The sequence below is a fragment of the Bacillus cereus group sp. BfR-BA-01311 genome (genome assembly GCF_022664295.1).
GTDB classification, from domain to species: domain Bacteria; phylum Bacillota; class Bacilli; order Bacillales; family Bacillaceae_G; genus Bacillus_A; species Bacillus_A cereus.
Window position 1 is genome coordinate 166,355 of the sequence record NZ_JAKUHC010000001.1, and the last position, 26,767, is coordinate 193,121.

Consider the following 26,767-nt stretch of genomic DNA (forward strand, 5'->3'; position numbering starts at 1 on the left):
GTTTTCAATTCGAACAGTTAGAATAAATTTACAAGGGGGAACTGTAGAATGGATACTATGGATACGATGGGTCGTCACGTGATCGCTGAACTTTGGGATTGCGATTTCGACAAGCTTAATGACATGCCGTATATTGAACAATTATTTGTGGATGCAGCACTAAGAGCTGGTGCTGAAGTGCGTGAGGTTGCTTTCCATAAATTTGCACCACAAGGTGTAAGTGGAGTAGTAATTATCTCAGAATCACATTTAACAATTCATAGCTTTCCGGAGCACGGTTACGCAAGTATTGATGTTTATACTTGTGGGGATCGTATTGATCCAAATGTTGCTGCAGAATATATTGCAGAAGGTTTAAACGCGAAAACGCGTGAGAGCATCGAGCTTCCTCGAGGCACTGGTAGCTTCGAAATTAAGCAGAGAGAAACAAAAGCTCTTTAAAAAAGAACATAATTGATTTAAAATGTAAAGAGGTGTATAATGCACCTCTTTTTTAGTTTATAAAAAAGGGAAAATATAACGTACTCGTTAGTTGAACAAATTGGACTCTTGCAAATGAGGTAGTGCCCTATATACCATCTTATTTTTAAGGATGAGATGATAAAGTGATGCGCTGGAACTTAAAGTGGTAAGAGAGTTAGAATGAGTTATATAATATTGTATATATATTTTAGGTGAAGTGAGTAGAGAAAAATAAAGAGTATAGTGTAAAGGAGTGAATGAATTGCGTTGTCCATCCTGTTCTCATAATGGTACAAGAGTGTTAGATTCGCGTCCGGTAGACGAGGGGCGCTCTATTCGAAGAAGGAGAGAGTGTGAAAGCTGCTTAAGTCGCTTTACGACCTTTGAAAGGGTAGAAGAGTCACCTCTTATCGTTGTAAAAAAAGAAGGCACACGAGAAGAGTTTAATAAAGAAAAGATTTTACGCGGTTTAATTAAAGCGTGTGAAAAAAGACCAGTATCTTTAAGACAATTAGAAGAAGTAACACAAAGCGTGGAACGTGAACTGCGTAATTTAGGTATATCAGAAGTGAAAAGTGATATGATTGGTGAAATTGTTATGGAAGAACTTCGCGATATTGATGATGTTGCTTACGTACGTTTTGCTTCTGTATATCGTCAATTTAAAGATTTAAATGTATTTATTGAAGAATTAAAAGATATACTGCAAAAAGAAAGAGAGTAGAAGTTGTATTTTATTCTCTTTACATACCGTAAGTAATAGGATAAGAGAGCTAGAAGCGCAAGCTAATAGCTCTTTTTCACTAAGAATTTATATAATGAAGATAGAACGAATGAAGTAGAGGATAGATTGGATGAGAGAAAGGAAAAGCAAGAATGGAAAAACAGTCATGGATGGAGCTATTGCCGATTGATCGTTATAAAGTAAGTGCGAAAGGACTACTGCACAATTACGACCGAAAAGTGTTAACGATGTTGTATCAGCCGTTAATAGGTAGTAGAGCTTTTAGCTTATACATGACACTATGGGGAGAGCTTGAGCAAGATCGTGTATTTGGAAAAGAGAATACGCATCATTCCCTTATGGTGACTATGCAAATGCAACTTCCTGAAGTATATGAGGAACGAGTAAAGTTAGAGGCAATTGGGCTTTTGAAGGTATATATTAAGAAAGAAAAAGATATTCGAATGTTCATATATGAGTTGCAACCACCTTTATCTCCGAAGCAGTTTTTTGATGATATTGTTTTAAGTATCTTTTTATACAATCGATTGAGCAGGACAAAATATAATCAAGTAAAGCAATATTTCTTAGAAGAAGAATTTGATTTTGCTTCTTATGAAAATGTTACGCGTTCTTTCAATGATGTGTTTGGTTCGTTTAATCCAGGACAACTTGAGCATGCGCAAGAAGACCTTCGTATTCCAAAAACGACAACTATGCCAAGTAACGAGAAGGGAGACGCTCCGAAAGTTTGGAATGATTTCTTTGATTTCTCTTTATTTGTAGATGGATTGTCCGCTCTTGTTCCTAAAAAGGCGATTACAGATCAAGTGAGAGACTGCGTTATAACACTTGCTTACGTGTATGGTGTAGATGTGTTATCGATGCAAAATATCGTTCTTGGTGCAGTGACAGAGATGCAAACAATTGATATGGAAAGGCTTAGAAAAGGAGCGCGCGATTGGTATCAATTTGAAAATGGTCAAGCATTACCGGTATTAAGTGAAAGAGTACAGCCTCATGCTGCACGTACGATGAAAGAGAAAGAGCCTTCATCGCAAGAGGAGATGCTAATAAAGCAGCTAGAGGAAATCTCACCAAAACAACTATTGAAAGAGATTTCTGGTGGTGCAGAGGCAACGAAAGCGGACTTGCAGATCGTTGAAGATGTCATGATTAATCAAAAATTGACACCAGGAGTTGTGAATGTACTTATTTATTACGTTATGCTACGCTCAGATATGAAACTTGCGAAAACGTATGTCGAGAAGATTGCTGGGCATTGGGCACGTAAAAAGGTCGGTACAGTAGCGGACGCGATGGCGTTAGCGAAAGAAGAGAACCGTCAATATCAAGAGTGGGCTGAGACGAAGAAAAAAGGCCGTACGGCGAAGAAAACGGTGCGGAAAGAAATGGTGCCAGATTGGCTTAAGGAAGAAGAGCCGAAAGAACAAGAGAAAGAAACAGTGAAGAAAGATGTAAGTGTAGAAAAAGATGCAAGTACGCTAGAAGATGAACGAAAACGACTAGAAGAAGTGTTAAAAAAATATAAGCGTGATTAATAGAAGAGAATGAACGCTCTTTGAGGTGAGAAAATGGAGCATATTCAAAATTCATTTGCAAAATTAATGGAAAATGAAAACTTTAAAAATAGATATGAAGTATTAAAGGCAGAAGTAATGGCGCATCCGCGTGTGAAAGAATTTATAGATGAACATAAGGGTGAAGTAACGACTTCTATGATTGAGCGCAGTCTTGTGAAGTTATATGAATATATTGGACAAAGTGTAGGTTGCGTGGATTGTCCGGATTTAGGCTCATGTAAAAATATGCTACAAGGGTACGAGCCAAAGCTTGTTATTCAAGGGAAGATGATTGATATTCAATACGATCGCTGCGTTAGAAAAGTAGCGCATGACGAGAGAAAGAAATATGAAAAACTTGTTCAAAGTGTATATATGCCAACGGATATTTTACAGGCAACTATGGAAAACTTAGATCCTTCTGATTTAAATGCACGTATCGATGCGATTGGTGCAGCGAATGAATTTTTAAGTACATATGAACCAGGTAAAAAAGCACAAGGTTTATATTTGTACGGTAAATTTGGTGTAGGAAAAACGTATTTGTTAGGAGCAATAGCGAACGAGCTTGCTCGAAAGAAAATAAGTTCGATGCTCGTATACTTCCCGGAATTTTTACGTGAAATTAAAAGTTCAATTCAAGATAATTCGATTGGTGAGAAGATTGATGCGGTTAAACGCGTACAAGTTTTAATGTTAGATGATATCGGGGCAGAAGCGATGTCAAGCTTTGTCCGTGACGATGTACTCGGTGCAATCTTACAATTCCGTATGTTAGAAAACTTACCGACGTTCTTTACGTCTAATTTTGATTTTAAACAACTGGAACACCATTTAACGTATACGCAGCGTGGCGAGGCTGAAGAAATGAAGGCAGCACGCATTATGGAACGAATTAAATATTTAGCGAAACCAATTCCGATTGGTGGGAAAAACCGTCGTCATAAGTAAAAGAGCAAGCTGAGAAGCTTGCTCTTTTGTATTATAGTGATATTTTCTTTTCAAATATGAGGTCGAAATATTCAGGTTGTCCAGAACTGCCAAACGTAGGGGCAACAATCTGTACGAACCTCCAGCCATCTCTAGCATGTTCTTGAATAATTTCTTGGTAGTCTTCAGCTGGTTTTGAGCGAGTGAACCCCCAATGTAATTCGACTTTTACGAATTTATATTCAAACATTCAGATACCCCCTTTTATTGATAAGTAAAGTATACAATAAAAATTCATAGTAGCTTGTATCATTTTTTTCTCCCTCCCTTAATATATATAAAATTAGCAAGCCATATTGAGTGGATTTTCTAACGATAGGAAATGTAATTCTACTAAGAGTGAACTTCACGCGGAACGGACTCTTATAGGATTTGTAACGTATAGATACAGTCCTTTAGAGCGGGGATAAAAGGGGGGACAAAAGTGATTGAAATTTGCTTCGAAGAAAAAAATGATGCTATGTACGTATATAGACAATTGCTGAAAAGAGCGGAAGTATTATATAAGGAAACGAGTGTGTATTTACAGGAACAAAAAGTGGTGATTCACATACCAGTACGTGAATCGAATTATATTGAAAAGATCTTATTGCCAGTAATGGTGTATTTCATTGTGAATGTGAAACAAAATGAGTGGATTTATACAATTTTAAAAGAAAAGTTTTTTTATGAAGAACAAGAAGAGTGTCATCAAATATTGCACATGGCACATGAGATTTTAAAGGGAAGAAGAAAAGGTGTAGCTCAGGATTTAACGCGTAACGCATTTGAGTCATATATTAAGTCTTCTTTAAATAATTGGCTTTGTGATCCGCTCTCATTCTCGTTTTCATCATATATCCGTTTTCGTCTTCGTACATATAGGGAAATGGTGGCTAAACTTGCGGAAGTGGCAATTGATGAATATAAGATGGAGCAAGAATACCAAATGTTCATTGAGACGCTTCGGCAACAAGTAAGTAGCCGTAAATCACGTTTGTCTTGCGTGCATCTTATTTTTGATGAAAGCTTTATCTTTTATGATGATAAAGGTAGACGTTTAAAACAGGAGAAGTTGGTCCAATATATAGATGAGGAATTATTAAAGCAAAATGATGTATATATTGATACGAAAGTAATTGCGCCGCTTCTTTCTATTTCGCCTAAAAAGATTTATTTATATACGAAAGAACAAGACCATAATATGATTATTACTTTGCGAAATGTGTTCCAAGAACGGGTCCAATTACATGGATTACATGATTTTGAGCGCAATGTGAAAAATTTAAAAAATAAAGGTAACGCCCTTGATTTTCTAAGTTTTTGAGCATATAATTACCTACATAAATGAAATATATTGAAATGTCATGATGAGGACATGAGTAGTTTTCTACGATTTTCAGAGAGGGAAGCCTTAGGGTGTGAGCTTCCTAGTACGGGATTATTACTTACCACCTCTAAACTTTAGCAGTGAACGGTTTTTCTAGTAATTGCTAACGGACAACACCGTTATGTTGAACTTGAGCAATTAACAATTATGTTAATTGGAACAAGGGTGGAACCACGAATTCAACACTCGTCCCTTTTTACGGGATGAGTGTTTTTTATTTTGAGAAAAAGAGGAGTGACCAGTGATGGCAGATGTAGTTAAAATTACTTTCCCTGATGGAGCTGTGAAGGAGTTTCCAAAAGGCGTAACAACTGAAGAAATCGCAGCTTCTATTAGCCCAGGCTTAAAGAAAAAAGCTGTAGCTGGAAAATTAAACGATGAGATGATCGATCTTGTTACACCAATCGAAGAAGATGGTGCAGTTTCTATCATTACATTAGATTCTGAAGATGGCCTATATATTTTACGCCATTCAACAGCCCACCTTTTAGCACAAGCGTTAAAACGTTTATATAAAGATGTTAAGGTTGAGCTCGGCATTGGTCCAGTAATTGAAAATGGCTTCTACTACGATATTGATATGGAAGAAGCAATTACAGTTGAAGACTTCAAGAAAATCGAAAAAGAAATGCAAAAAATCGTGAACGAGAACTTAGAAATCGTTCGTCATGAAGTACCACGTGCAGAAGCAATTCGTCGCTTTGAAGAAATCGGCGATGAGTTAAAATTAGATTTAATTAACGATCTTCCAGAAGATGCAGTTATTTCAATCTATGAGCAAGGCGAATTCTTCGACCTTTGTCGTGGTGTTCACCTTCCATCTACAGGGAAAATTAAAGTGTTTAAATTATTAAGCGTTGCAGGTGCTTACTGGCGCGGCGATAGCAATAATAAAATGCTACAACGTATTTACGGTACTGCATTCGTTAAAAAAGCGGAATTAGATGAGCACTTACGTATGCTTGAAGAAGCGAAAGAGCGCGATCACCGTAAATTAGGTAAAGAATTAAAACTATTTACTAATAGCCAAAAAGTAGGACAAGGTTTACCACTTTGGTTACCAAAGGGTGCAACAATTCGTCGTATTATCGAGCGTTATATCGTTGATAAAGAAGCAAGCTTAGGCTATGATCACGTATATACTCCAGTACTAGGAAGCAGAGAGCTTTATGAAACTTCTGGTCACTGGAACCACTACCGTGATGGCATGTTCCCATCAATGGAAATGGATAACGAAGAATTAGTTCTTCGTCCAATGAACTGTCCTCATCATATGATGGTTTATAAAAATGATATTCACAGCTACCGTGAATTACCAATCCGTATTGCGGAACTTGGAACAATGCACCGTTATGAAATGTCAGGTGCGTTATCTGGATTACAACGTGTACGCGGAATGACTTTAAACGATGCGCATATTTTCGTTCGTCCAGATCAAATTAAAGAAGAGTTAAAACGTGTTGTAAACTTAACTCTAGAAGTGTACAAAGATTTCGGTTTAGAGAACTACTCATTCCGTCTATCTTACCGCGACCCAGCAGATACTAAAAAGTATTATGCGGATGATGAGATGTGGGAAAAAGCACAAGGTATGTTAAAAGAAGCTATGGATGAAATGGGTCTTGATTACTATGAAGCTGAAGGTGAAGCGGCATTCTACGGTCCAAAACTTGACGTTCAAGTTCGTACTGCTCTTGGAAAAGACGAAACACTTTCAACTGTACAATTAGACTTCTTGCTTCCAGAACGCTTTGAATTATCATACGTTGGTGAAGACGGTAAACAACATCGTCCAGTTGTAATTCACCGTGGTGTTGTATCAACTATGGAACGTTTTGTAGCCTTCTTAATTGAAGAATACAAAGGTGCATTCCCAACATGGTTAGCTCCAGTTCAAGTACAAGTAATTCCAGTTTCTCCGCAAGTACATTTAGACTATGCGAAGAAAGTACAAGACGAATTGCGTCGTGCTGGTATCCGTGTTGAATTAGACACTCGTGAAGAGAAGATCGGTTACAAAATCCGTGAAGCACAAATGCAAAAAATTCCGTACATGCTTGTAGTAGGTGACAATGAAGTAACTGAAAACGGCGTAAACGTACGTAAATATGGTGAACAAAAATCAGAAACAATCGCATTAGATGCTTTTGTTGACATGATTAAAGTAGAAGGAAAACGATAAGAAAAAGCCGCGGTATACCGCGGCTTTTTTATGTAATATACTTGAGAAAAATTAGAAAAAATAACCATGTAACACTTATCATAAAAAAGTATTGCAAGTATGTTAGTTGTTTGTTACAATATTTCTTGTTGTTAGTAAAACACATCGCGTCTTCTTGACAGACGTCATGTCCTATGATAAACTCATCAAGGATAATAGAATATTGTTTTGTGGAACAAGTAGAAGCACCCGCTTCTCACCTGATGGACGCATTCGCAGTTAACAGGTAAATGTATTTCTTACTTAAGATTTTACAAGTGTGGGTGTCGTATGCCCGCACTTTTTTTGTTCGGGTTCTATGACTACAAAATATGTTCTGAGAAAACCTTGGAGGTGGCTTACTATTAGCAAGGATATGATGATTAACGAGCAAATTCGTGCACGTGAAGTACGTTTAGTTGGCGCAAATGGCGATCAACTTGGAATCAAGTCTCGTAATGACGCTTTAGACTTAGCTGCAAATCTTAATCTTGATTTAGTATTAGTTGCTCCAAATGCGAAACCGCCAGTATGCCGCATTATGGACTACGGTAAATTCCGCTTTGAGCAACAGAAGAAAGAAAAAGAGCAGCGCAAAAATCAAAAAGTAATTAGCATGAAAGAAGTTCGTTTAAGTCCAACAATTGATGAACACGACTTTAACACAAAACTTCGTAATGCTATCAAGTTTTTAGAGAAAGGCGACAAGGTTAAAGCATCAATTCGCTTTAAAGGACGTGCCATTACTCATAAAGAAATCGGTCAACGTGTTTTAGATCGCTTCTCAGAAGCTTGTGCTGAAGTTAGCACAGTTGAATCTAAGCCTAAAATGGAAGGACGCAGTATGTTCTTAGTTTTAGCACCGAAAAACGATAAGTAATAGATAGAGGAGGAAATACCTATGCCTAAACAAAAAACTCATCGCGGCGCTGCAAAGCGTTTCAAAAAGACTGGATCAGGTAAACTGAAACGTTCTCACGCTTACACAAGCCATTTATTCGCTAACAAATCTACAAAAGCTAAACGTAAACTACGTAAAGCTGGTGTAGTAAGCGCTGGTGACTTCAAACGCATTCGTCAAATGCTTGACAACTTAAAATAAGTTCGGCTGATATATAGAACAATTAGGAGGTAATATTATGCCAAGAGTAAAAGGTGGTACAGTTACTCGTCAACGTCGTAAAAAAGTAATTAAATTAGCAAAAGGTTACTACGGTTCAAAAAATACATTATTCAAGGTTGCTAACCAACAGGTTATGAAATCTCTAATGTATGCATTCCGTGACCGCCGTCAAAAGAAACGTGACTTCCGTAAATTATGGATTACACGTATCAACGCAGCAGCTCGTATGAATGGTCTTTCTTACAGCCGCTTAATGCACGGTCTTAAAAATGCTGGCATCGAAGTTAACCGCAAGATGCTTGCTGACTTAGCTGTTCATGACGAAAAAGCTTTCGCTGAATTAGCAACAGTTGCAAAAAACAACATTAACTAATTAATTAGTTGAAACCTTAGAAGAATTTTCTTCTAAGGTTTTTTTATTTGTATTCAAATAGAAGTTAGAAGTGAAAGAAATTCTAAAGATTAACGGCTATGTTGTTATCAATATGACAAAATCAATATAAAAGTTATAGCAGTATAGAAGAATATACATATGAAGTCAGGAGAATACTCCTGGCTTTTTTCAATTCTGCTCGTTTGGAAAGAAGAGTATCTTTCCTAGCTGAAACGACACTGCTATAATGGAAAGATGATATGGAACTTTCATCAGATGAACAATTTAAGAGCGATGACTGAAACGTATTTGTAAATTAAGGACAAGCTATTTTATAAAGAGTTAGATAGCTGACTTATTCATAAGAACTGAAACATAATAATGAACTTTGAGATGAAACAACATTGTTGCGTAAAATGCGATGTTGGAGGAGGACAATAGAATGGACTTACTACAACTATTTAAATTACAAAAAGAATTAGATGACCGTATTGCAAAAGAACATGACTTACAACCGAAAAAATTGTTAAAAGAAAAAATGTTAGCTCTTCTTGTAGAAATTGGAGAACTTGCAAATGAAACACGTTGTTTTAAATATTGGAGCAACAAACCAGCATCAGAACGTGAAGTAATATTAGAAGAATACGTAGATGGTTTGCATTTTATTTTATCAATCGGAATTGATTTAGGTATTGATAAAAACTTCCTATTCTATAAATGTGCACAGACGAATAAAACACAAGTGGAAATTTTCTTAGACACATATGCGAAAGTAATTCGTTTTACAGATCAACCATCTATTACAAACTATATTGAATTATTTACGAGCTATCTTCGACTTGGACAAGCACTTGAATTTGAACAAGAAGAGATTGAAAAAGCATATTTAGATAAAAATGAAGTAAATCATCAGCGTCAAACACAAGGATACTAATTTAATTTTTGAATATTTCAATTTAATTATTGTATAATGAATTGACTGAAGAAAAAGGAGGGTGTTGGCAATGACAAAATTAGACGCGACATTGACAATGCTAAAAGAATTAACAGATGCACGTGGTATTGCTGGTAATGAGCGTGAACCACGTGAAGTAATGAAGAAATATATTGAGCCGTTTGCGGACGAACTTTCTACTGATAATTTAGGGAGTTTAGTTGCGAAAAAAGTAGGGGAAGAAAACGGCCCGAAAATTATGGTTGCAGGTCATTTAGATGAAGTTGGATTTATGATTACACAAATCGATGACAAAGGTTTCCTTCGCTTCCAAACGGTTGGTGGCTGGTGGTCACAAGTTATGCTTGCGCAACGCGTGACGATTGTAACGCGTAAAGGAGATGTAACAGGTGTAATTGGTTCAAAACCACCGCACATTTTACCTCCAGAAGCTCGTAAAAAGCCAGTTGAAATTAAAGACATGTTCATCGATATCGGTGCTTCTAGCCAAGAAGAAGCGATGGAGTGGGGCGTACGACCAGGAGATCAAGTTGTACCTTACTTTGAATTCCAAGTGATGAAGAATGAAAAAATGTTACTTGCAAAAGCATGGGATAACCGAATCGGTTGTGCAATTGCAATTGACGTATTAAAACAATTAAAAGATGAAAAGCATCCAAACGTTGTATATGGCGTTGGAACTGTACAAGAAGAAGTTGGTCTTCGTGGCGCAAAAACATCTGCGAATTATATTAAACCAGATATCGCGTTCGCAGTAGATGTTGGTATCGCTGGAGATACACCGGGTGTAACGTCAAAAGAAGCACAAAGTAAAATGGGCGATGGACCACAAATCATTTTATATGATGCTTCTGTTATTGGACATACAGGTTTACGTGATTTCGTAGTTGATGTTGCTGATGAATTACAAATCCCGTATCAATATGATTCAGTAGCAGGCGGAGGAACGGATGCGGGTGCGATTCACATTGCTGTAAATGGTATTCCTTCTATGGCAATTACAATTGCAACGCGCTATATCCATTCTCATGCGGCAATGTTACATCGTGATGATTATGAAAATGCAGTGAAGTTAATTGTAGAAGTTATTAAACGTCTTGATAAAGAGGCTGTACATAACATTACATTTAATTAATAGAAAAAGCGAAGGAGCTTCTCCTTCGCTTTTTTATGTTTTAAAAAGGCCTTTCTAATCCTGCAGCAGTATGAGCCCCTAAAATAATTAAACGAGTTAATTGCATCGCCATAAAATGCGGGGTATATATCATCCCTCTTTTTAGCCATGACATAATCATTCCTAGGTGGGCACCAGTAACATAACTAATGAGAATATCGCGTGGAACCATTAGTTTTTCATCGTTAGGTTGTGAAATAGAGAGGCTTAATGTTAAATGCGTTTGAATTGCTTTCATCATCTTATACGTATAGTTTCCAGCAGCTTTATCACCAAGCATGACGTTATAGAAGTTAGTGTTTTCTGCAATATGTTCGAACAAGGCCAAAAAACTTGGATGTGGCGAATCAAATGTTAGTTGGAAATCTTCTTTATTTCTATTTCTCGGTTTAATTACTTCAGTTAGCTTTTCTAACATTTCTTCAATGCTTTTGTCTAGTAAGTCATATTTATCGTGGTAATGGCTATAAAATGTAGCGCGGTTTACAGGAGCGCGTTCTGCGATATGTTGAACAGTAACATTTTCAAAACCTTTTTCGCCTACTAAAGCGACAAAAGCATCCTGTATGAGTTGTCTCGTCCGTTTTACACGTGGATCATTTGTATTTTTAATAGACATTTTTATTTCCCCTCGTTTAATTTTCTATACTTAAACAACATATTGGTATTATATTGTTGTTTAAACGACATTTCATACGTAAATTGTCGGTTGTAGATTCAAAATAATTATTTATAATTATAAACGATAGTCCTTCAGAAATCAGCACCGCTCGCAGGTAGAGAAGTTTCGATTTACGCTGCAGATGGTGTGATTTTTTTGTTAAAAGGTTAATATAATTAACAATTAAACAATCTAAACAATAAGGACATAAATAGTTTAGAAAAAAATTATATGCGATATAAGGAGAGGAATGCAATGAATCAGTTTCGAAGAATGGTAATTATCAACATTATCACATTAATTGTACTAGTTGGCGGCGGTATTGGCGGTTATTACTATTACAATCAAACGGAAAATTACTTAAAAACAGACAATGCAAAGATTGATGGAAAGGTAATTCCGGTTGCTTCACCAGTAGCAGGTAAACTAACTGACTGGAAAGCTGAAGTAGGAAAAAATTATAATGAGAACGATAAATTAGGTACTGTTACTGTAGCGGCAGCTAATGGAGAACAAACAGTAGATGTAACAATTCCACAAAATGCAACAGTTGTACAATCAAACGCGACAACAAATGCTTTCGTTGGAGCGGGTAGCCCGATTGCTTATGCATTTGATATGAACAATTTATGGGTAACAGCAAACATTGAAGAAACAGATGTTGATGATGTTCAAAAAGGTCAAGATGTAGATGTGTATGTAGATGCATACCCAGATACAACGTTAACAGGAAAAGTAGAACAAGTTGGCTTAACAACAGCGAATACATTCTCTATGTTGCCATCAAGCAACGCAACAGCGAACTATACGAAAGTAACACAAGTAGTACCAGTTAAAATTTCTTTAGATCATAGCAAATCAGTAAATATTGTTCCTGGCATGAATGTGACAGTTCGTATTCATAAGTAAGGGGGAGATGAGATGTCCTCAATTGTAATTGCAGGATATGCACTATTTTGTATAATCGTCTTCTTCCTTGTAAATCGTCTTTTACGAAAGAAAAAAACGAAAATGGGAGAAGAACAAGTCCCAGCCGTAAGTAAAATAGAAGTAAGTAAAGTTGAAACAGAAGAGAAAGAAATTGAACGAAAGCAAGAATCGGAAATTTCTAATGTAGTTGAGTTAGAAACAGGAAAGCAAGAAGAAGTAAAACAAGAAAAAGAAGTGCCGAAAAAACAAATGTCTATGCCTGTAGAGAATGTGAACGTAAAAGCAGTTGTAGCTGTATTAATTCTAGGCATGTTCGTTTCTATTTTAAACCAAACAATCATTAATGTTGCATTACCTCCGTTAATGAATGAATTTAATGTATCAACTTCAACAGCACAATGGTTAATTACAGGCTTCATGCTTGTAAATGGTATTTTAGTACCGATTAGTGCCTTTTTAGTTTCACGATTTACGTATCGTAAATTATTCGTAGCAGCAATGTTATTCTTCACGGTAGGATCTATCATTTGTGCTACTTCAGGAAACTTTACAATGATGATGACAGGTCGCGTAATTCAAGCAGTTGGTGCGGGTATTTTAATGCCGGTTGGTATGAATATCTTCATGACGTTATTCCCGCCTCATAAACGCGGAGCGGCGATGGGATTACTAGGTGTAGCGATGATTTTAGCACCAGCTATCGGACCAACTGTAACAGGTTGGGTGATTGAAAACTATAGCTGGAACTTAATGTTCTATGCGATGTTTATTATTGGTTTAATTATTACGTTCCTATCTTTAAAATTCTTTACACTAGCTCAGCCGGTGTCTAAAACGAAATTAGATATATTCGGTGTGGTTAGTTCAAGTATTGGACTAGGAAGCTTATTGTACGGATTTAGTGAAGCTGGAAATAATAGTTGGACTAGTGCAGAAGTCATTATTTCACTTGTTATCGGTGTAATTGGTTTAGCGTTATTTATTTGGAGAGAGTTAACAACGGACAATAAAATGCTTGATTTACAAGTATTTAAATATCCAGTATTTACTTTTACTTTAGTAATTAATGCAATCGTTACGATGGCATTATTCGGAGGTATGTTATTGCTTCCAGTATATCTGCAAAACATTCGTGGCTTTACGCCAATTGAATCTGGTTTACTACTTCTTCCAGGATCATTAATTATGGGGATCATGGGACCAGTAGCGGGTAAATTATTCGATAAATATGGTATTCGTCCATTAGCGATAATTGGATTGGCAATTACGACGTATGCGACATATGAATTTACAAAATTATCGATGGATACGCCGTATAGCGTTATTATGACGGATTACATTATACGTTCAATTGGTATGTCATTCATTATGATGCCAATTATGACAGCTGGTATGAACGCGCTGCCGATGAAATTAATTTCTCACGGTACAGCAACGCAAAATACGTCAAGACAAGTAGCGGGTTCAATCGGAACAGCTATTTTAATTACACTTATGACGCAACAAACGACTGCTCACGTAGCTGATTACGGCAACATGTTAACAACATCAAACCCAATTTTAGTTGATAAAGTACACGGCATGGGTCAAAGCTTAGCGGCCTTAGCTGGATCAGCTCAAGCAGGAGACGCGATGAGCACACAACTATTATATGGACAAATTTCAAAGCTATCTGCAATTAACGGTATTAACGATGCCTTCTTAATCGCAACGATACTAGCAGGTATCGCTTGGGTGTTATCGTTCTTCTTACAATCAGGCAATAAACCAAATAGAAAAGCAGGGAATTAATTTCCTTGCTTTTTTGTTTTCTTATACAAGGATTCAATTAGATATAGAATGAATCACCTGCAGACATGAGAACCCAGAAAATAACTCCCAGTAGTCCGGCAGTAAAAATAATAAATCCTATGTTGTGTATACTTTTACATTGTGCTTGTAATCCATTTATCCTCGCTAATAAGACAATTAAAGAAATTAAAATTAGTATAAAGAAGTTGTTATAAAAAGAGTAAAGAGAGGTATCATCATGATACCTCTCTTTATCCTAAGAATGCTAACATATTATTCATAATATGAAATAACATAGCTGGAATAATGGATTTTGTTTTCAGGCGTAATATTTAAATATTACATATAAAGGTATATTTTTCATAAAATAATAAAAGAGGTATCACCCTGTAGTGATGCCTCTTTCTCATTGATAACTATGTTCTGTCTTGTTATTCAATTTTGCTTGCTCTATTTGCAATTCACGCTCTACCAATCGATCTAATTGCTGAATTGCTTTAAGTGCTTTTTCATAAGAAATTGTTCGATAATGATGCGCTCCGCCCGGTTCTTCATCTGCTTCGTCTGCCCATTTAATAATATTTTGAAGAGATGTTCTTTCAATTTCTTGTTCCACTAAGAAAGAATCTGTATGAAGAAGAATTGCAATAGAAATTTCTTTTGCTAGTTTTGGATGTTCTCCTAATCTAATAAGTAATTTATGTGCTCTTTCAGCGCCTTTAATTGCATGGATATCATTCTTTTTATATAAGTCATAATCCCATTCGCCGCCTGTGTACCACGTATGATGTCCGATATCATGAAGGAAGCCAGCTTTTGTGGCAGCATCGACTGAGGCGTGATGCTTTTTGGCTAGGTGAAACGCATGGTAAGCGACAGCGATCGCGTGGACCATTCCAGAACGGTTTACGTATTTTTGTGTAATGTGGTGTTTAAAAATTTGTTCAAGCGTAATACGGTGCATAAAACATTCACTCCTTTTATCTTATGGTGTATATGAAGAAAAATCGATCGGTTTAAATGTATTTTGAACATTGTACTCCATCATAGTTCGTTAGTAAAGTAGAAATGTTTAGGAGAAGAAAAAAATTTTCTGCAAAAAAATCACCTTAGCTTATGCAAAGGTGATTTTCAAATTGCTTATTTTTTTAATCCTTGCTCTAGTGTTTCTAACATTTCATGCTTTTCATTTTCATCAGCGTTTTTCCAAATGACTTCAAATAAAACGCCAAGACCTGGAAGCATTTTTTCTTCACCGCTTTGAATTGCATCGACGATTGTTTCTTGTAATTGATCTTGTGAATTTCCAGATACATTCGCTAATACGGCACCGCGTAAATTAAAACTCATTGCTTTCACCTCTTCTTCAGAATTGAAACTGACGTTAGTTTTTGTTCTTTTTTATGTAAATATGTATGAAAAATAGGCTATAATGATAAGACAAGAAGAGAGGGAAATACATATTATGAAAAACATTGATTCAGTACAAAATCCGCGTGTAAAGCAGTGGAAAAAGCTGCAAACGAAAAAAGAACGCGATAAAAAAGGTTTATTTTTTGTAGAAGGATTCCACTTAGTCGAGGAAGCTTTGAAGGCAGGAATTGTAACAGAACTTATCGTTTCAGATCAGACAGACCTTCCGAAAGATTGGACAGTTAATGATGTGGAAATGTACATCGTACCTGAGGCGATTGTAAAAATACTTCGTGAAACAGAAACGACGCAAGGTGTATTTGCTGTTTGTGAGAAGCATGAGAAAGAAGTAGCTCTTACTGATGGGAAATTCCTTTTATTAGATGGCCTGCAAGACCCAGGTAATTTAGGAACAATTATTCGTACAGCTGATGCAGCTGGTATTCACGCCGTTGTGCTTGGAGAAGGTTGTGTTGATGTTTACAATAGTAAAGTACTCCGCTCTACACAAGGCTCTATTTTCCACTTACCAATTGTAAAAGGGAACTTAGAAGAATGGGTAGACAAGTTAAAAGAAAATAACGTTCCTGTATATGGAACAGCTCTTGAAAATGGAGTTCCGTATGGTGAAGTAACGCCGGCTGGCAGTTTTGCATTAATTGTAGGAAATGAAGGAAATGGCGTACGCCAAGAAATTCTTGCAAAAACGGATCAAAACTTGTATATTCCGATTTACGGCGGGGCAGAATCATTAAATGTTGCGGTTGCAGCAGGGATTTTAACGTATTATTTGCAAAGCCCGGTTGCGAACAAATAAAAAACTTCTTATAATAAGTTGAAGTACATTATATTAAAAGTTAAATAACGAAAAACGTTGATAGAGAAGAGTAGCTTACAAAATCGCCATATAGGGAGAGAGTGCCGTAGACTGAAAGCATTCTTATGGTAGACGGAAGTGAATTCACCTCTGGAGTTGACGCCAGGACCATGTATATGTAAAGGCGTTCCGGTCAGAATTGATCGTTATAACTAATGAGTGGGCAGACATGTTCTGTCAATTTAGGGTGGTACCGCGAATTTACCTCGTCCCTTTTTGGGAGCGAGGTTTTTTTATTTTTAAAATTAGGAGGGTTCCAAAATGGAAGCACGTTTAAAAGAGCTAAAGCAAAAAGCGTTAGAGCTTATTGAAGAAGCGAAAGAGCTAAAGGGCTTAAACGACGTACGCGTAGCGTATTTAGGAAAAAAAGGCCCAATTACAGAAGTATTACGCGGCATGGGAAAATTATCAGCAGAAGAGCGTCCACGTATGGGAGCATTAGTAAATGAAGTACGTGAAGCGATTCAAACGCGTCTAGACGACAAAATTAGTAACTTAGAAAAAGCAGTAATTGAAGCGAAATTAGCTACTGAAACAATTGATGTTACATTGCCAGGTCGTCCTGTTGAAACAGGTTGTCACCATCCGTTAACGGCTGTTGTTGAGCAAATTGAAGATGTATTCATCGGTATGGGTTATGAAGTAGCTGAAGGAACAGAAGTAGAAAAAGACTACTACAACTTCGAAGCACTAAACTTACCGAAAGATCACCCAGCGCGTGATATGCAAGATACATTCTACATCACAGAAGAAACGTTACTACGTACACATACATCTTCTGTGCAAGCACGTACGATGGAAAATAATAAAGAAAAAGGCCCAATTAAAATTATTTGTCCTGGTAAAGTGTATCGCCGTGATGACGACGATGCGACGCATTCACATCAGTTCATGCAAATTGAAGGCCTTGTAATTGATAAAAACATTCGTATGAGTGACTTAAAAGGTACACTGCAAGTATTCGTGAAAAAGATGTTCGGTGAAGATCGTGAAATCCGTCTTCGTCCAAGTTTCTTCCCATTCACAGAGCCATCTGTAGAGATGGATATTTCTTGTATGATGTGTCATGGCAAAGGCTGCGGCACTTGTAAAGGAACTGGCTGGATTGAAATTCTAGGCGCAGGTATGGTTCACCCGAACGTACTTGAAATGGCTGGTTATGATTCAAAAGAATATCAAGGTTTCGCATTCGGTATGGGCGCAGAGCGTATCGCAATGTTGAAATACGGAGTAGATGACATTCGTCATTTCTATACAAATGATGTACGTTTCTTACAACAATTCAAACGAGCGTAAGGGAAGGAGAGGATAAGTATGTTCGTATCATATCGTTGGTTACAAGAGTATGTAGATATTAAAGATGTAACAGCACAAGAACTAGCAGACAAAATCACGAAAAGTGGTATTGAAGTAGAAGGCGTTGAAGTATTAAATAAAGGTGTAAAAGGTGTTGTAGTTGGTCACGTATTAGAATGTGAAAAACACCCAGAAGCTGATAAATTAAGCAAATGCTTAATCGATATCGGTGAAGAAGAGCCAGTTCAAATTATTTGTGGAGCTGCTAACATTGCAAAAGGTTTAAAAGTACCAGTTGCAAAAGTTGGAGCTGTACTTCCTGGTAACTTCAAAATCAAAAAAGCAAAACTACGCGGTGAAGCTTCTCACGGTATGGTTTGTGCTCTTCAAGAGCTTGGTATTGATGGAAAGTTAGTTTCAAAAGAATACGCAGATGGTATCTTCATCTTCCCAAGTGACGCTGAAGTTGGTGCAGATGCACTTGAAATTTTAAACTTACACGATGAAGTACTTGAGCTTGGCTTAACACCAAACCGTGCAGATTGCTTAAACATGTTAGGTGTTGCTTACGAAGTAGCTGCTATTTATGGCCGCGAAGTAAAACTTCCAGCTATCGACTTACAAGAAACAGCAGAAAAAACTTCTGATTATATTTCTGTAAGTGTAGAAGCGAAAGAAGAAAACCCATTATACATTGCAAAAATGGTTAAAAACGTAAAGATTGGTCCATCACCAATGTGGATGCAAACTCGTCTTATGGCAGCTGGCATTCGTCCAATTAGCAACGTAGTTGATATTACAAACTACATTTTAATGGAATACGGTCAACCGTTACATGCATTCGATTACGATAAATTAGGTTCAAAAGAAATCGTTGTTCGTCTTGCAAAAGAAGGCGAAAAAATTGAAACGTTAGATGATCAAGAGCGTACATTACAAAGGCACCACCTTGTAATTACAAACGGCACGAAAGCTTTAGCTGTTGCTGGTGTAATGGGCGGGGCGGATTCTGAAGTTACAAATGAGACAGTAAACGTTCTAATTGAGTCTGCATACTTTGCAGGTCAAACAGTACGTCGTACATCAAAAGACTTAGGTCTTCGTAGTGAATCAAGTGCACGTTTCGAAAAAGGAATCGACCCAACACGTACATTTGAAGCAATTCAACACGCAGCTGCTTTAATGGCGAAATATGCTGGCGGTGAAGCACTTGAAGGTGTAGTAGAAGCTGACAACTTACAAGTACAAGAGCGTACAGTATCTGTTACTGCTGAAAAAGTAAACCGTGTATTAGGTACAAATATTTCTGCGAGTGAAATGGGTACAATGTTCACAAACTTGAAATTCCCATTCACAGAAGTAGAAGGAACATTCCACGTGAATGTACCAGCACGTCGTCCTGATATTACAATTTCAGAAGACTTAGTAGAAGAAGTGGGCCGTCTATACGGTTATGACCACATTCCAGTTACATTACCTTCTGGAACGATGACTCGTGGTAAATTAACATCAGCACAAACGAAACGTCGTAAAGTACGCCGCTTCTTAGAGGGTGCTGGTTTATATGAAGCAATCACATATTCATTAACAAGCGCTGATAAAGCGAAACAATATATGGTTGAGCCAAACGAAAAGGCGCCTGTAGGTCTTGCACTTCCAATGAGTGAAGAACGTAGCCAACTTCGTTTAAGCTTAGTACCGCAATTACTAGAAGCAGTTTCATACAATGTCGCTCGTAAAAACGACAGCGTTGCTTTATACGAAGTAGGTTCTATCTTCTTACCGACAGAAGAAGGAGAACTTCCGAAAGAAGAACAACATCTTGCAGGTGTTATGACAGGTCTTGCTCTTCACCATGCATGGCAAGGTGAGAAGAAAGTAGTAGACTTCTTCGTTGTGAAAGGTGTACTAGAAGGACTATTCGACGTACTTGGCGTTGCAAACCAAATCACATATGCACCAGCAAAACGTGAAGGTATGCACCCAGGCCGTACAGCTGACATCGTATTAGATGGCGAAGTAATTGGTTTCATCGGTCAATTGCACCCAGAAGCAGAAAAACAATTAGATGTGAAAAATACATTCGTATTTGAATTATCTCTTGTAAAAGTATTCGGTGCAGACGCTGAAGAAACTTACTACGCAGCAATTCCACGTTTCCCATCTATGACACGTGACATGGCTGTTGTAGTAACAAAAGAAACAAAAGCTGGTGAAATGAAGCAAGTCATTGCTGAAGCTGGCGGAGCACTTCTGAAAGACGTAACACTATTCGACTTATACGAAGGTGAAAAAATGGAAGAAGGCAAGAAATCACTTGCATTCTCTATGACTTACTTCGATGCAGAACGTACATTAACAGACGAAGAAGTAACAGAAGCACATAACCGTGTACTAACAACGGTAGAAGAGAAATTCGGTGCGGAGTTACGTAAGTAATTAGAAAATTGCCGGATATATTCCGGCAATTTTTTTATTGGGTTAGTTGTCGGACACTGTCGGTAAGTCGATATATTACAAAAATCGCTCATATATTTTCCGACACCTTGCATCTTTCTCTCGAATGTAGTACATTAATTTTAGTTTAACAAAATGAAAGACGATGATAAGGAAAAGTAGTATATACTATAATCCAAAGCGAGTCAGGGACGGTGAGAGCCTGATGAGGCGGTATATGTGAAGAACACCTTGGAGTTGCTAACCGAAATTGAATCTTGTATTCAAGAGTAGACTTAGACGGGAATCCGGCCTGTTACAAACCGGGAAGTATGTATTACATACGAGTTAAAGTTGGTCTTTATGACAAATTGGGTGGTACCGCGAAGTTTAACCTTTCGTCCCTTTATGGATGAAAGGTTTTTTTGTATTTAAATATATGAGCAAAGGAGAATTTCACTATGGAAAACACATTAGTAAAAAGTCTGTATAGAGATACAGAAAAGTATGCAGATCAAACAGTACAAGTATCAGGGTGGATTCGTAACTTACGTGATTCAAAAGCATTTGGTTTCATCGAATTAAACGACGGTAGCTTCTTCAAAAGCGTTCAAATCGTTTTCGATACAGAATTAGAGAACTTCAAAGAAATTGCAAAACTTCCACTTAGCTCTTCAGTTAAAGTAGAAGGTAAAGTAATTGCAACGCCTGGAGCGAAGCAACCATTTGAAATTAAAGCAGAAAAAATTGATATCGAGGGCTTATCAGATTCTGATTACCCACTTCAAAAGAAACGTCATACATTTGAATACTTACGTACAATCGCTCACTTACGTCCAAGAACAAATGCATTCTCTGCAACGTTCCGCGTACGTTCTATCGCAGCATTTGCGATTCACCAATTCTTCCAAGAGCGTGGATTCGTACATGTTCATACACCTATCATCACTGGTAGTGATACAGAAGGTGCTGGCGAAATGTTCCGCGTAACAACGCAAGATTTAAATAACCTACCAAAAGGTGAAGACGGAAAAGTTGATGAGTCAAAAGACTTCTTCGGTAAAGAAACAAACTTAACAGTAAGTGGACAGCTGAACGCTGAAGCTTATGCATTAGCATTCCGTGATGTATACACATTCGGACCTACATTCCGTGCAGAAAACTCAAACACAACTCGCCACGCTGCTGAGTTCTGGATGGTTGAGCCTGAGATTGCATTCGCGGAACTAGGGGATGTAATGAACCTTACAGAAGATATGCTGAAGTATGCAATGAAATACGTATTAGAGCATGCACCAGAAGAAATGGAATTCTTCAACAGCTTCGTTGATAAAACAGTTCTTGAGCGCATGAACAACGTAATTAACTCAGACTTCGGTCGCATCACTTATACAGAAGCAATTAAAGTACTTCAAGAATCAGGTGCTGACTTCAAATACCCAGTAGAATGGGGAATTGACTTACAAACAGAGCACGAAAGATACTTATCAGAAGAAATCTTCAAACGCCCTGTATTCGTAACTGACTATCCGAAAGACATTAAAGCATTCTACATGCGTTTGAATGAAGACGGTAAAACAGTAGCTGCTACTGACCTTCTAGTTCCTGGCATCGGCGAATTAATCGGCGGAAGTCAACGTGAAGAAAGAATGGACGTTTTAGTAGACAGAATTAAAGAATTAGGTATGAACGAAGAGGACTACTGGTGGTACTTAGAACTTAGAAAATACGGCGGTACAAAACACGCTGGATTCGGTCTAGGTTTCGAGCGCTTCCTAATGTACATCACTGGCATGGCTAACATCCGTGACGTAATTCCATTCCCAAGAACTCCAGGTTCTTCTGAATTCTAAAATATGAAAAAAGCGAGAGGATTTCCTCTCGCTTTTTTGTTTGCATAGTTTATGACCCCGTAGCAAAAAGTAACGCGAAGGGGTGAATATAAATGAGTAAAAAAGTGAAAAAAGATCATTCAAGGTCAAGCCTTGGTTCTCCAGAAGTAGAAGGACAAGGAACGACGACACATGAAACAGGTTCACATAAAGTACCTTCATCAAATAAGAAGCAGAAACGAAGCTAACATAAAAAAGGAGAGTCTTGGCGACTCTCCTTTTTTCATGTATTACATCTTCTTATCGTTAATTTCTTTTGTAATCTTATTTATGTCTTTGCCTAATCGATCTAAATAGAAAAACCACAGTAAACTCATGAACACGTAATAGATGGCAATCACGCCAAGATTATCAGATATATTTTCGAATGTGGATTTAGTAGTGAAAAAAGCTCCCCAAATGGTAGAAATAGTGAAGTAAGAAAGTGGGCCTACGAGGTGTACGAAAACATATAATAGCTTTTTAACTTTTACAGCGTTCATATGAAAAACCTCCTTTTTCTAATCATACATTCAAGTTCCTCACAGAAGTGTTGTAGTTTTGCTGGATTATGTATTAACGAGCGAGCATCGTGTTTCCCGATAAATCTTCGAATCCGAAAGTTTAATAAGAAAGAGCGACCATAACGCTCTATTAAATCGTTGAACGCTCGTTGTTCACTTAGTAGCTGAATGTTTTCCCTAATTTCAAACTGTCTTTCGTGTGGATCGCCTAGTAAAATATTTAGAATCATTTGTAGAAGTAGCAATGGGGATGCCCTCCTATTTTGGAATAATCTGTATATTATAATTGTAACAAAACTATAAGGACAATAGTAGGGTGAAACAAAAAACAGGAGTTTGTAGGCTCCTGTTTTTGTCGATACTATTTTAATAAGCGAAGCGCCTTCTCCGTATTAGCGAAATGCAGTTTCACAAACTCAGGTAATCGTTCTTTACCAAGCTTTTGAATTAATTTAGCAGCAGCGATATCAACTTGTTTACCTGCACCTTTTGGAAGGGGCATACCAGCTTTTTTGCTTAGTTCGTTAAATTGTTTTACGAATGAGTAACGAGCTAAAATGGAGGCGGCGGCTACTGCTAAATGGACGCTTTCACCTTTCGTAGCGAAGTAAACATTTTCACGCTGTACCTGTTTTTGTTTTGCTAAATATTTATAGTATGTATCAGGTTGTGTGAATTGATCGATTAAGACGCCTTCAGGTTTTGTAGGTGCCATTTTAGCTAATAAGTTTGTAATAGCTTTATTGTGTAGTAAAGCTTTTAACTTACCTTGGTTGTTTCCTTTATCAAATAGCTCGTTATATTTTTCGTTATGAAGGACAAGAGAGCTATAAGGAACAACGTGTAGAAGTTGTTTCGCAATGGCAGTAATTTGTTCGTCATTTAAGTTTTTAGAGTCTTTTACACCAAGTTCTTTTAGTAGTGGAATTTGCTTCGCATCCACATATACAGCAACGACTGTCATCGGCCCGAAGAAATCACCAGTACCCACTTCATCTGACCCTACGATAGACATTGTACCGATGGAAGCAGGCGGTGCATAACGGTGTGAATCGACAGATTTTTTTACAGCTGTTTTTGGAGTTTGGAAGACAGTTTGCCAACGGGCAGCTTCTGCTTCAGCGCGGCCTCCTTGGAACATTACTTTTCCAGATTTATACGCTGTAATCGTGCAAGATGGTACCTTTGCCATGAAGATCCCGCCTTGCGGAGTTTTCGGGCTAAGCGAATGTTTATATTGTTGTTTCATGTCTTCAATTACTGTAGAATTTGTTTGAATTACGATAGAATTTGACATAATGGTCGCCCCTTTTTTTATATTGTTATTTTTATCATATCGGATTGTTCTTTCTGTTTCCATATTATGAAGGTTCATGGTATGATAAACTTTAGGATTCTGTACGTGATTGGAGGCCGGTGAGTTGTCACAACAAAAGGGAAAGAAAAGTCGAATTAATGTAGAAATCTATGGTCAGCAATATTCAGTTGTTGGCGATGAAAGTACAAGTCATATCCGCATGGTAGCAGCGATTGTGGATGATAAAATGCGCGAACTCAATGCCAAGAATCCTTCGCTTGACACGAGTAGACTAGCGGTATTGACGGCGGTAAACGTCATACACGATTACATAAAATTAAAAGAAGAACATGAGAAATTGAAAGAAAGTATGACAAAAAAAGGAATGGAATAACATGATTGATATTATTATCATTTTACTGCTTGTTATGGGATTTTTCCTCGGCTTACGCAGAGGGTTTATTCTGCAACTTGTAAAGTTAACAAGCTTTATTATCGCATACCTTGTTGCATACTGGTACTGTAAAGATTTAGCGCCAGCACTTGCGAAATTTATTCCGTATCCATTTGATAAAAACGTATCTGTTCCAGAATGGATTGATGCAAATAATATTGAGACAGTATTTTATCAAGCGCTTGCGTTTATCATATTGTTTATTATCACTAAAATTGCACTTTCATTACTTGGTAATTTGTTAAATATGTTTGCAGAAATACCGGTTTTAAAGCAAGTAAATGCGTTTGCGGGGGCAATCCTCGGATTTTTAGAAGTATATATTATTTTGTTTGTCTTAATTATCATTGGAAACATTCTTCCGATTGAACAAGTACAAACACCATTACAAAAATCATCAATTAGCAAAATAATTGTAGACGATACACCGATTCTATCTGAAAAGGTGAAGGAACTATGGCAGACAGGTAGCAGAGTATAACTTCTCTTTTTTCGGAAAGAGAAGTTTTTTTCTATGAAAGAAAGGCGGGGCAATGATGAAAGTAAATAAAAAACAAGTTATCAAATTATTAGAGACAATCGGGCTTTTTATGGAATTAAAGGGCGCGAATCCATTTAAAATATCTGCATTTCGTAAAGCGGCAGCAGCATTAGAAAGTGATGATCGTAGTCTTTCTGAGATTGAAGATTTCACGAAGATACCGGGCATTGGAAAAGGAACAGCAGCAGTTATTCAAGAATATATAGAATCGGGAACATCTGAAGTATTACAAGAACTTGAAAAAGAAGTACCAAGTAGCTTATTGCCGTTATTAAAACTACCAGGTCTTGGTGGTAAGAAGGTAGCTAAGTTATACAAAGAACTTGGTGTTGTTGATATGGAATCGCTAAAAGCTGTTTGTGAGGAAAATAAAGTACAAGCTTTAGCAGGTTTCGGTAAGAAGACAGAAGAGAAAATATTAGAAGCAATCGATCAAGTAGGCTCTCGTCCAGAGCGTTTACCAATTGCGATGGTATTGCCTATTGCCGGGGAAATAGAGGAGAAATTGTCGAATATTGCTGAAGTAATTCGTTTCTCTCGCGCTGGTAGTTTGCGCCGTGTTCGTGAAACAGTGAAAGATTTAGATTTTATCATTGCAACGACAGAACCAGCAGCGGTACGTGAGCATTTACTACAATTTGATAATATGATTGAAGTAATAGCAAGTGGAGATACAAAAGTTTCTGTCCGTCTTCAATATGAATATGATATTTCAATTGATTTCCGTTTAGTAAAACCAGAAGAGTTTATTACAACTCTTCACCATTTCACAGGTTCAAAAGATCATAACGTAAAAATGCGTCAAATCGCAAAAGATAAAGGCGAGAAAATTAGTGAGTACGGTGTAGAGAACTTGGAAACAGGTGAAGTGAAAACATTTGAGACTGAAGAAGACTTCTTTGCTCATTTCGGTTTGCCATTTATTCCGCCAGAAGTGCGTGAAGATGGAAAAGAAATTGAATTAATTAAAGAGTATCCGAACTTAATTCAGTTTTCCGATATACAAGGTGATTTACATATGCATACAACTTGGAGTGACGGTGCTTTTTCTATTGAAGAAATGGTACAAGCGTGCCGTGCTCGTGGATATAAGTTTATGGCGATTACTGATCACTCGCAATACTTAAAAGTGGCGAACGGTTTAACGAAAGAGCGTCTTCGTGAGCAAGCGAAAGAAATTGAACGTATGAATGAAAAGTATCCAGACATTACAATTTTACGCGGAATTGAAATGGACATTTTACCAGATGCCTCGCTTGATTTTGATGATGAAGTATTAGCAGAATTAGATTATGTCATTGGAGCGATTCACTCTAGCTTCTCACAAGACCGTGAAACGATTATGAAGCGTCTACGTACTGCACTTGAGAATAAACATGTCACAATGATTGCCCATCCTACAGGACGTCTTCTCGGGCGTCGTGAGGGTTATGATGTAGATACAGATTTATTAATTGAACTAGCAAAAGAGACAAATACAGTTTTAGAATTAAATGCGAATCCGAACCGTCTAGATTTAAGCGCGAAATTATTAAAACAAGCACAAGATGCTGGTGTGAAAGTAGCGATTAATACGGATGCTCATACGCTTGAAATGTTAGAAGATATGGAAACAGGTGTAGCAGCAGCACGTAAAGGTTGGATTCAAAAAGATAACGTGATTAACACGTGGGATATTGAACGTTTATTAGACTATATTAAACGTAATAAGTAATACAAGGGG

Annotated in this window: 28 protein-coding genes, 2 pseudogenes and 4 other annotated features; of the genes and pseudogenes, 21 read left to right on the top strand and 9 right to left on the bottom strand. The window is 37.3% G+C overall.

Annotated elements, in window-relative coordinates; translation table 11 throughout:
* The first annotated feature begins 57 nt into the window (after nucleotides 1–57).
* From speD to dnaI, 4 genes are all read left to right on the top strand, one after another.
* A complete protein-coding gene (gene speD, locus MR136_RS00900) occupies nucleotides 58–441 on the top strand; it encodes an adenosylmethionine decarboxylase (RefSeq protein WP_002003660.1) in 384 nt (127 codons plus the stop codon).
* A 283-nt stretch (nucleotides 442–724) separates the two neighbouring features.
* Complete coding sequence (nrdR, locus tag MR136_RS00905) at nucleotides 725–1,186, top strand: transcriptional regulator NrdR (protein ID WP_001203687.1); 462 nt, start codon at nucleotides 725–727, stop codon at nucleotides 1,184–1,186.
* 152 nt (nucleotides 1,187–1,338) lie between these two features.
* Nucleotides 1,339–2,748 (top strand): replication initiation and membrane attachment family protein, encoded by a 1,410-nt coding sequence (locus MR136_RS00910; protein ID WP_000415049.1) that lies wholly within the window; start codon nucleotides 1,339–1,341, stop codon nucleotides 2,746–2,748.
* 33 nt (nucleotides 2,749–2,781) lie between these two features.
* Nucleotides 2,782–3,720 (top strand): primosomal protein DnaI, encoded by a 939-nt coding sequence (gene dnaI, locus MR136_RS00915; RefSeq protein WP_000400104.1) that lies wholly within the window; start codon nucleotides 2,782–2,784, stop codon nucleotides 3,718–3,720.
* Between the two features lie 31 nt (nucleotides 3,721–3,751).
* Here dnaI and MR136_RS00920 read toward each other — a convergent pair whose 3' ends face one another.
* Complete coding sequence (locus tag MR136_RS00920; protein ID WP_000464456.1) at nucleotides 3,752–3,949, bottom strand: DUF4177 domain-containing protein; 198 nt, start codon at nucleotides 3,947–3,949, stop codon at nucleotides 3,752–3,754.
* Between the two features lie 234 nt (nucleotides 3,950–4,183).
* Between MR136_RS00920 and ytxC the strand changes: the two genes are divergently transcribed.
* From ytxC to MR136_RS00955, 7 genes are all read left to right on the top strand, one after another.
* Nucleotides 4,184–5,065 carry a putative sporulation protein YtxC gene (gene ytxC / locus MR136_RS00925; RefSeq protein ID WP_103622276.1) on the top strand — a complete coding sequence of 294 codons (882 nt, stop codon included), beginning with the start codon at nucleotides 4,184–4,186 and terminating at the stop codon, nucleotides 5,063–5,065.
* A 31-nt stretch (nucleotides 5,066–5,096) separates the two neighbouring features.
* Nucleotides 5,097–5,325, top strand: a binding site (T-box leader).
* Nucleotides 5,326–5,372: 47 nt separating this feature from the next.
* Entirely contained in the window at nucleotides 5,373–7,310 is a 1,938-nt protein-coding gene (thrS, locus tag MR136_RS00930; RefSeq protein WP_000786083.1) for a threonine--tRNA ligase, read from the top strand.
* A gap of 210 nt (nucleotides 7,311–7,520) precedes the next feature.
* Nucleotides 7,521–7,641: a sequence feature (ribosomal protein L20 leader region), on the top strand.
* Nucleotides 7,642–7,704: 63 nt separating this feature from the next.
* Nucleotides 7,705–8,208, top strand: coding sequence for a translation initiation factor IF-3 (infC, locus tag MR136_RS00935; protein WP_000973215.1), 504 nt, complete (start codon nucleotides 7,705–7,707; stop codon nucleotides 8,206–8,208).
* A gap of 21 nt (nucleotides 8,209–8,229) precedes the next feature.
* Entirely contained in the window at nucleotides 8,230–8,430 is a 201-nt protein-coding gene (rpmI, locus tag MR136_RS00940; RefSeq protein ID WP_001125945.1) for a 50S ribosomal protein L35, read from the top strand.
* Between the two features lie 37 nt (nucleotides 8,431–8,467).
* Nucleotides 8,468–8,824, top strand: coding sequence for a 50S ribosomal protein L20 (gene rplT, locus MR136_RS00945; RefSeq protein ID WP_001138362.1), 357 nt, complete (start codon nucleotides 8,468–8,470; stop codon nucleotides 8,822–8,824).
* A 442-nt stretch (nucleotides 8,825–9,266) separates the two neighbouring features.
* Complete coding sequence (locus MR136_RS00950; protein WP_000365050.1) at nucleotides 9,267–9,758, top strand: dUTP diphosphatase; 492 nt, start codon at nucleotides 9,267–9,269, stop codon at nucleotides 9,756–9,758.
* Between the two features lie 70 nt (nucleotides 9,759–9,828).
* Nucleotides 9,829–10,914 (top strand): M42 family metallopeptidase, encoded by a 1,086-nt coding sequence (locus MR136_RS00955; RefSeq protein WP_000163555.1) that lies wholly within the window; start codon nucleotides 9,829–9,831, stop codon nucleotides 10,912–10,914.
* A 40-nt stretch (nucleotides 10,915–10,954) separates the two neighbouring features.
* On the opposite strand, the gene MR136_RS00960 is transcribed toward MR136_RS00955, so the two are convergent.
* On the bottom strand, nucleotides 10,955–11,572 hold the full coding sequence (locus tag MR136_RS00960) for a TetR/AcrR family transcriptional regulator (protein WP_000023672.1): 618 nt from the start codon (nucleotides 11,570–11,572) through the stop codon (nucleotides 10,955–10,957).
* A gap of 297 nt (nucleotides 11,573–11,869) precedes the next feature.
* On the opposite strand from MR136_RS00960, the gene MR136_RS00965 reads away from it, so the two are divergent.
* Nucleotides 11,870–12,523, top strand: coding sequence for an HlyD family secretion protein (locus MR136_RS00965; protein WP_001071419.1), 654 nt, complete (start codon nucleotides 11,870–11,872; stop codon nucleotides 12,521–12,523).
* A gap of 12 nt (nucleotides 12,524–12,535) precedes the next feature.
* Nucleotides 12,536–14,335 carry a DHA2 family efflux MFS transporter permease subunit gene (locus MR136_RS00970; protein ID WP_000095295.1) on the top strand — a complete coding sequence of 600 codons (1,800 nt, stop codon included), beginning with the start codon at nucleotides 12,536–12,538 and terminating at the stop codon, nucleotides 14,333–14,335.
* Between the two features lie 37 nt (nucleotides 14,336–14,372).
* On the opposite strand, the pseudogene MR136_RS00975 reads toward MR136_RS00970, so the two are convergent.
* The 4 genes and pseudogenes from MR136_RS00975 to sspI form a co-directional block, all read right to left on the bottom strand.
* Nucleotides 14,373–14,528, bottom strand: a pseudogene (locus MR136_RS00975) (DNA-binding protein); the annotation flags it as partial.
* A gap of 58 nt (nucleotides 14,529–14,586) precedes the next feature.
* Nucleotides 14,587–14,667: pseudogene (locus MR136_RS00980) on the bottom strand (CPBP family intramembrane glutamic endopeptidase); the annotation flags it as partial.
* 74 nt (nucleotides 14,668–14,741) lie between these two features.
* On the bottom strand, nucleotides 14,742–15,299 hold the full coding sequence (locus MR136_RS00985) for an HD domain-containing protein (protein ID WP_000554786.1): 558 nt from the start codon (nucleotides 15,297–15,299) through the stop codon (nucleotides 14,742–14,744).
* 176 nt (nucleotides 15,300–15,475) lie between these two features.
* Complete coding sequence (gene sspI, locus MR136_RS00990; RefSeq protein ID WP_000009509.1) at nucleotides 15,476–15,685, bottom strand: small acid-soluble spore protein SspI; 210 nt, start codon at nucleotides 15,683–15,685, stop codon at nucleotides 15,476–15,478.
* 82 nt (nucleotides 15,686–15,767) lie between these two features.
* Here sspI and MR136_RS00995 point away from each other — a divergent pair, with 82 nt between their 5' ends.
* The 5 genes from MR136_RS00995 to MR136_RS01015 all read left to right on the top strand — a co-directional run bounded on the left by MR136_RS00995 (nucleotide 15,768) and on the right by MR136_RS01015 (nucleotide 22,437).
* Nucleotides 15,768–16,565: a TrmH family RNA methyltransferase gene (locus MR136_RS00995; RefSeq protein ID WP_001986644.1), complete on the top strand. Its 798-nt coding sequence runs from the start codon at nucleotides 15,768–15,770 to the stop codon at nucleotides 16,563–16,565.
* A 48-nt stretch (nucleotides 16,566–16,613) separates the two neighbouring features.
* Nucleotides 16,614–16,842 (top strand) — a binding site (T-box leader).
* 44 nt (nucleotides 16,843–16,886) lie between these two features.
* Entirely contained in the window at nucleotides 16,887–17,921 is a 1,035-nt protein-coding gene (pheS, locus tag MR136_RS01000; RefSeq protein WP_000388219.1) for a phenylalanine--tRNA ligase subunit alpha, read from the top strand.
* Between the two features lie 18 nt (nucleotides 17,922–17,939).
* Complete coding sequence (gene pheT / locus MR136_RS01005) at nucleotides 17,940–20,360, top strand: phenylalanine--tRNA ligase subunit beta (RefSeq protein WP_017673994.1); 2,421 nt, start codon at nucleotides 17,940–17,942, stop codon at nucleotides 20,358–20,360.
* A 154-nt stretch (nucleotides 20,361–20,514) separates the two neighbouring features.
* Nucleotides 20,515–20,766, top strand: a binding site (T-box leader).
* Between the two features lie 52 nt (nucleotides 20,767–20,818).
* Nucleotides 20,819–22,210 (top strand): asparagine--tRNA ligase, encoded by a 1,392-nt coding sequence (gene asnS, locus MR136_RS01010; RefSeq protein WP_000432177.1) that lies wholly within the window; start codon nucleotides 20,819–20,821, stop codon nucleotides 22,208–22,210.
* 92 nt (nucleotides 22,211–22,302) lie between these two features.
* On the top strand, nucleotides 22,303–22,437 hold the full coding sequence (locus tag MR136_RS01015; protein WP_000039592.1) for a YuzL family protein: 135 nt from the start codon (nucleotides 22,303–22,305) through the stop codon (nucleotides 22,435–22,437).
* A 42-nt stretch (nucleotides 22,438–22,479) separates the two neighbouring features.
* Here the strand turns inward: MR136_RS01015 and MR136_RS01020 are convergent, their stop codons facing one another.
* From MR136_RS01020 to rnhC, 3 genes are all read right to left on the bottom strand, one after another.
* Nucleotides 22,480–22,731, bottom strand: coding sequence for a hypothetical protein (locus MR136_RS01020; protein ID WP_017673996.1), 252 nt, complete (start codon nucleotides 22,729–22,731; stop codon nucleotides 22,480–22,482).
* Complete coding sequence (locus MR136_RS01025) at nucleotides 22,728–22,997, bottom strand: hypothetical protein (protein ID WP_000925539.1); 270 nt, start codon at nucleotides 22,995–22,997, stop codon at nucleotides 22,728–22,730. Before MR136_RS01025 ends, MR136_RS01020 begins: the two co-directional genes overlap by 4 nt.
* Before the next feature lie 116 nt (nucleotides 22,998–23,113).
* A complete protein-coding gene (gene rnhC, locus MR136_RS01030) occupies nucleotides 23,114–24,049 on the bottom strand; it encodes a ribonuclease HIII (protein WP_098582959.1) in 936 nt (311 codons plus the stop codon).
* 124 nt (nucleotides 24,050–24,173) lie between these two features.
* Here rnhC and zapA point away from each other — a divergent pair, with 124 nt between their 5' ends.
* Genes zapA through polX form a run of 3 tightly spaced genes read left to right on the top strand, consistent with a single transcriptional unit; the run spans nucleotide 24,174 to nucleotide 26,758 of the window.
* Nucleotides 24,174–24,443 (top strand): cell division protein ZapA, encoded by a 270-nt coding sequence (zapA, locus tag MR136_RS01035; protein ID WP_000082701.1) that lies wholly within the window; start codon nucleotides 24,174–24,176, stop codon nucleotides 24,441–24,443.
* 1 nt (nucleotide 24,444) lies between these two features.
* Nucleotides 24,445–24,984, top strand: coding sequence for a CvpA family protein (locus MR136_RS01040; protein WP_000565409.1), 540 nt, complete (start codon nucleotides 24,445–24,447; stop codon nucleotides 24,982–24,984).
* A 55-nt stretch (nucleotides 24,985–25,039) separates the two neighbouring features.
* A complete protein-coding gene (gene polX / locus MR136_RS01045) occupies nucleotides 25,040–26,758 on the top strand; it encodes a DNA polymerase/3'-5' exonuclease PolX (protein WP_000867532.1) in 1,719 nt (572 codons plus the stop codon).
* The last annotated feature ends 9 nt before the right edge of the window (nucleotides 26,759–26,767 follow it).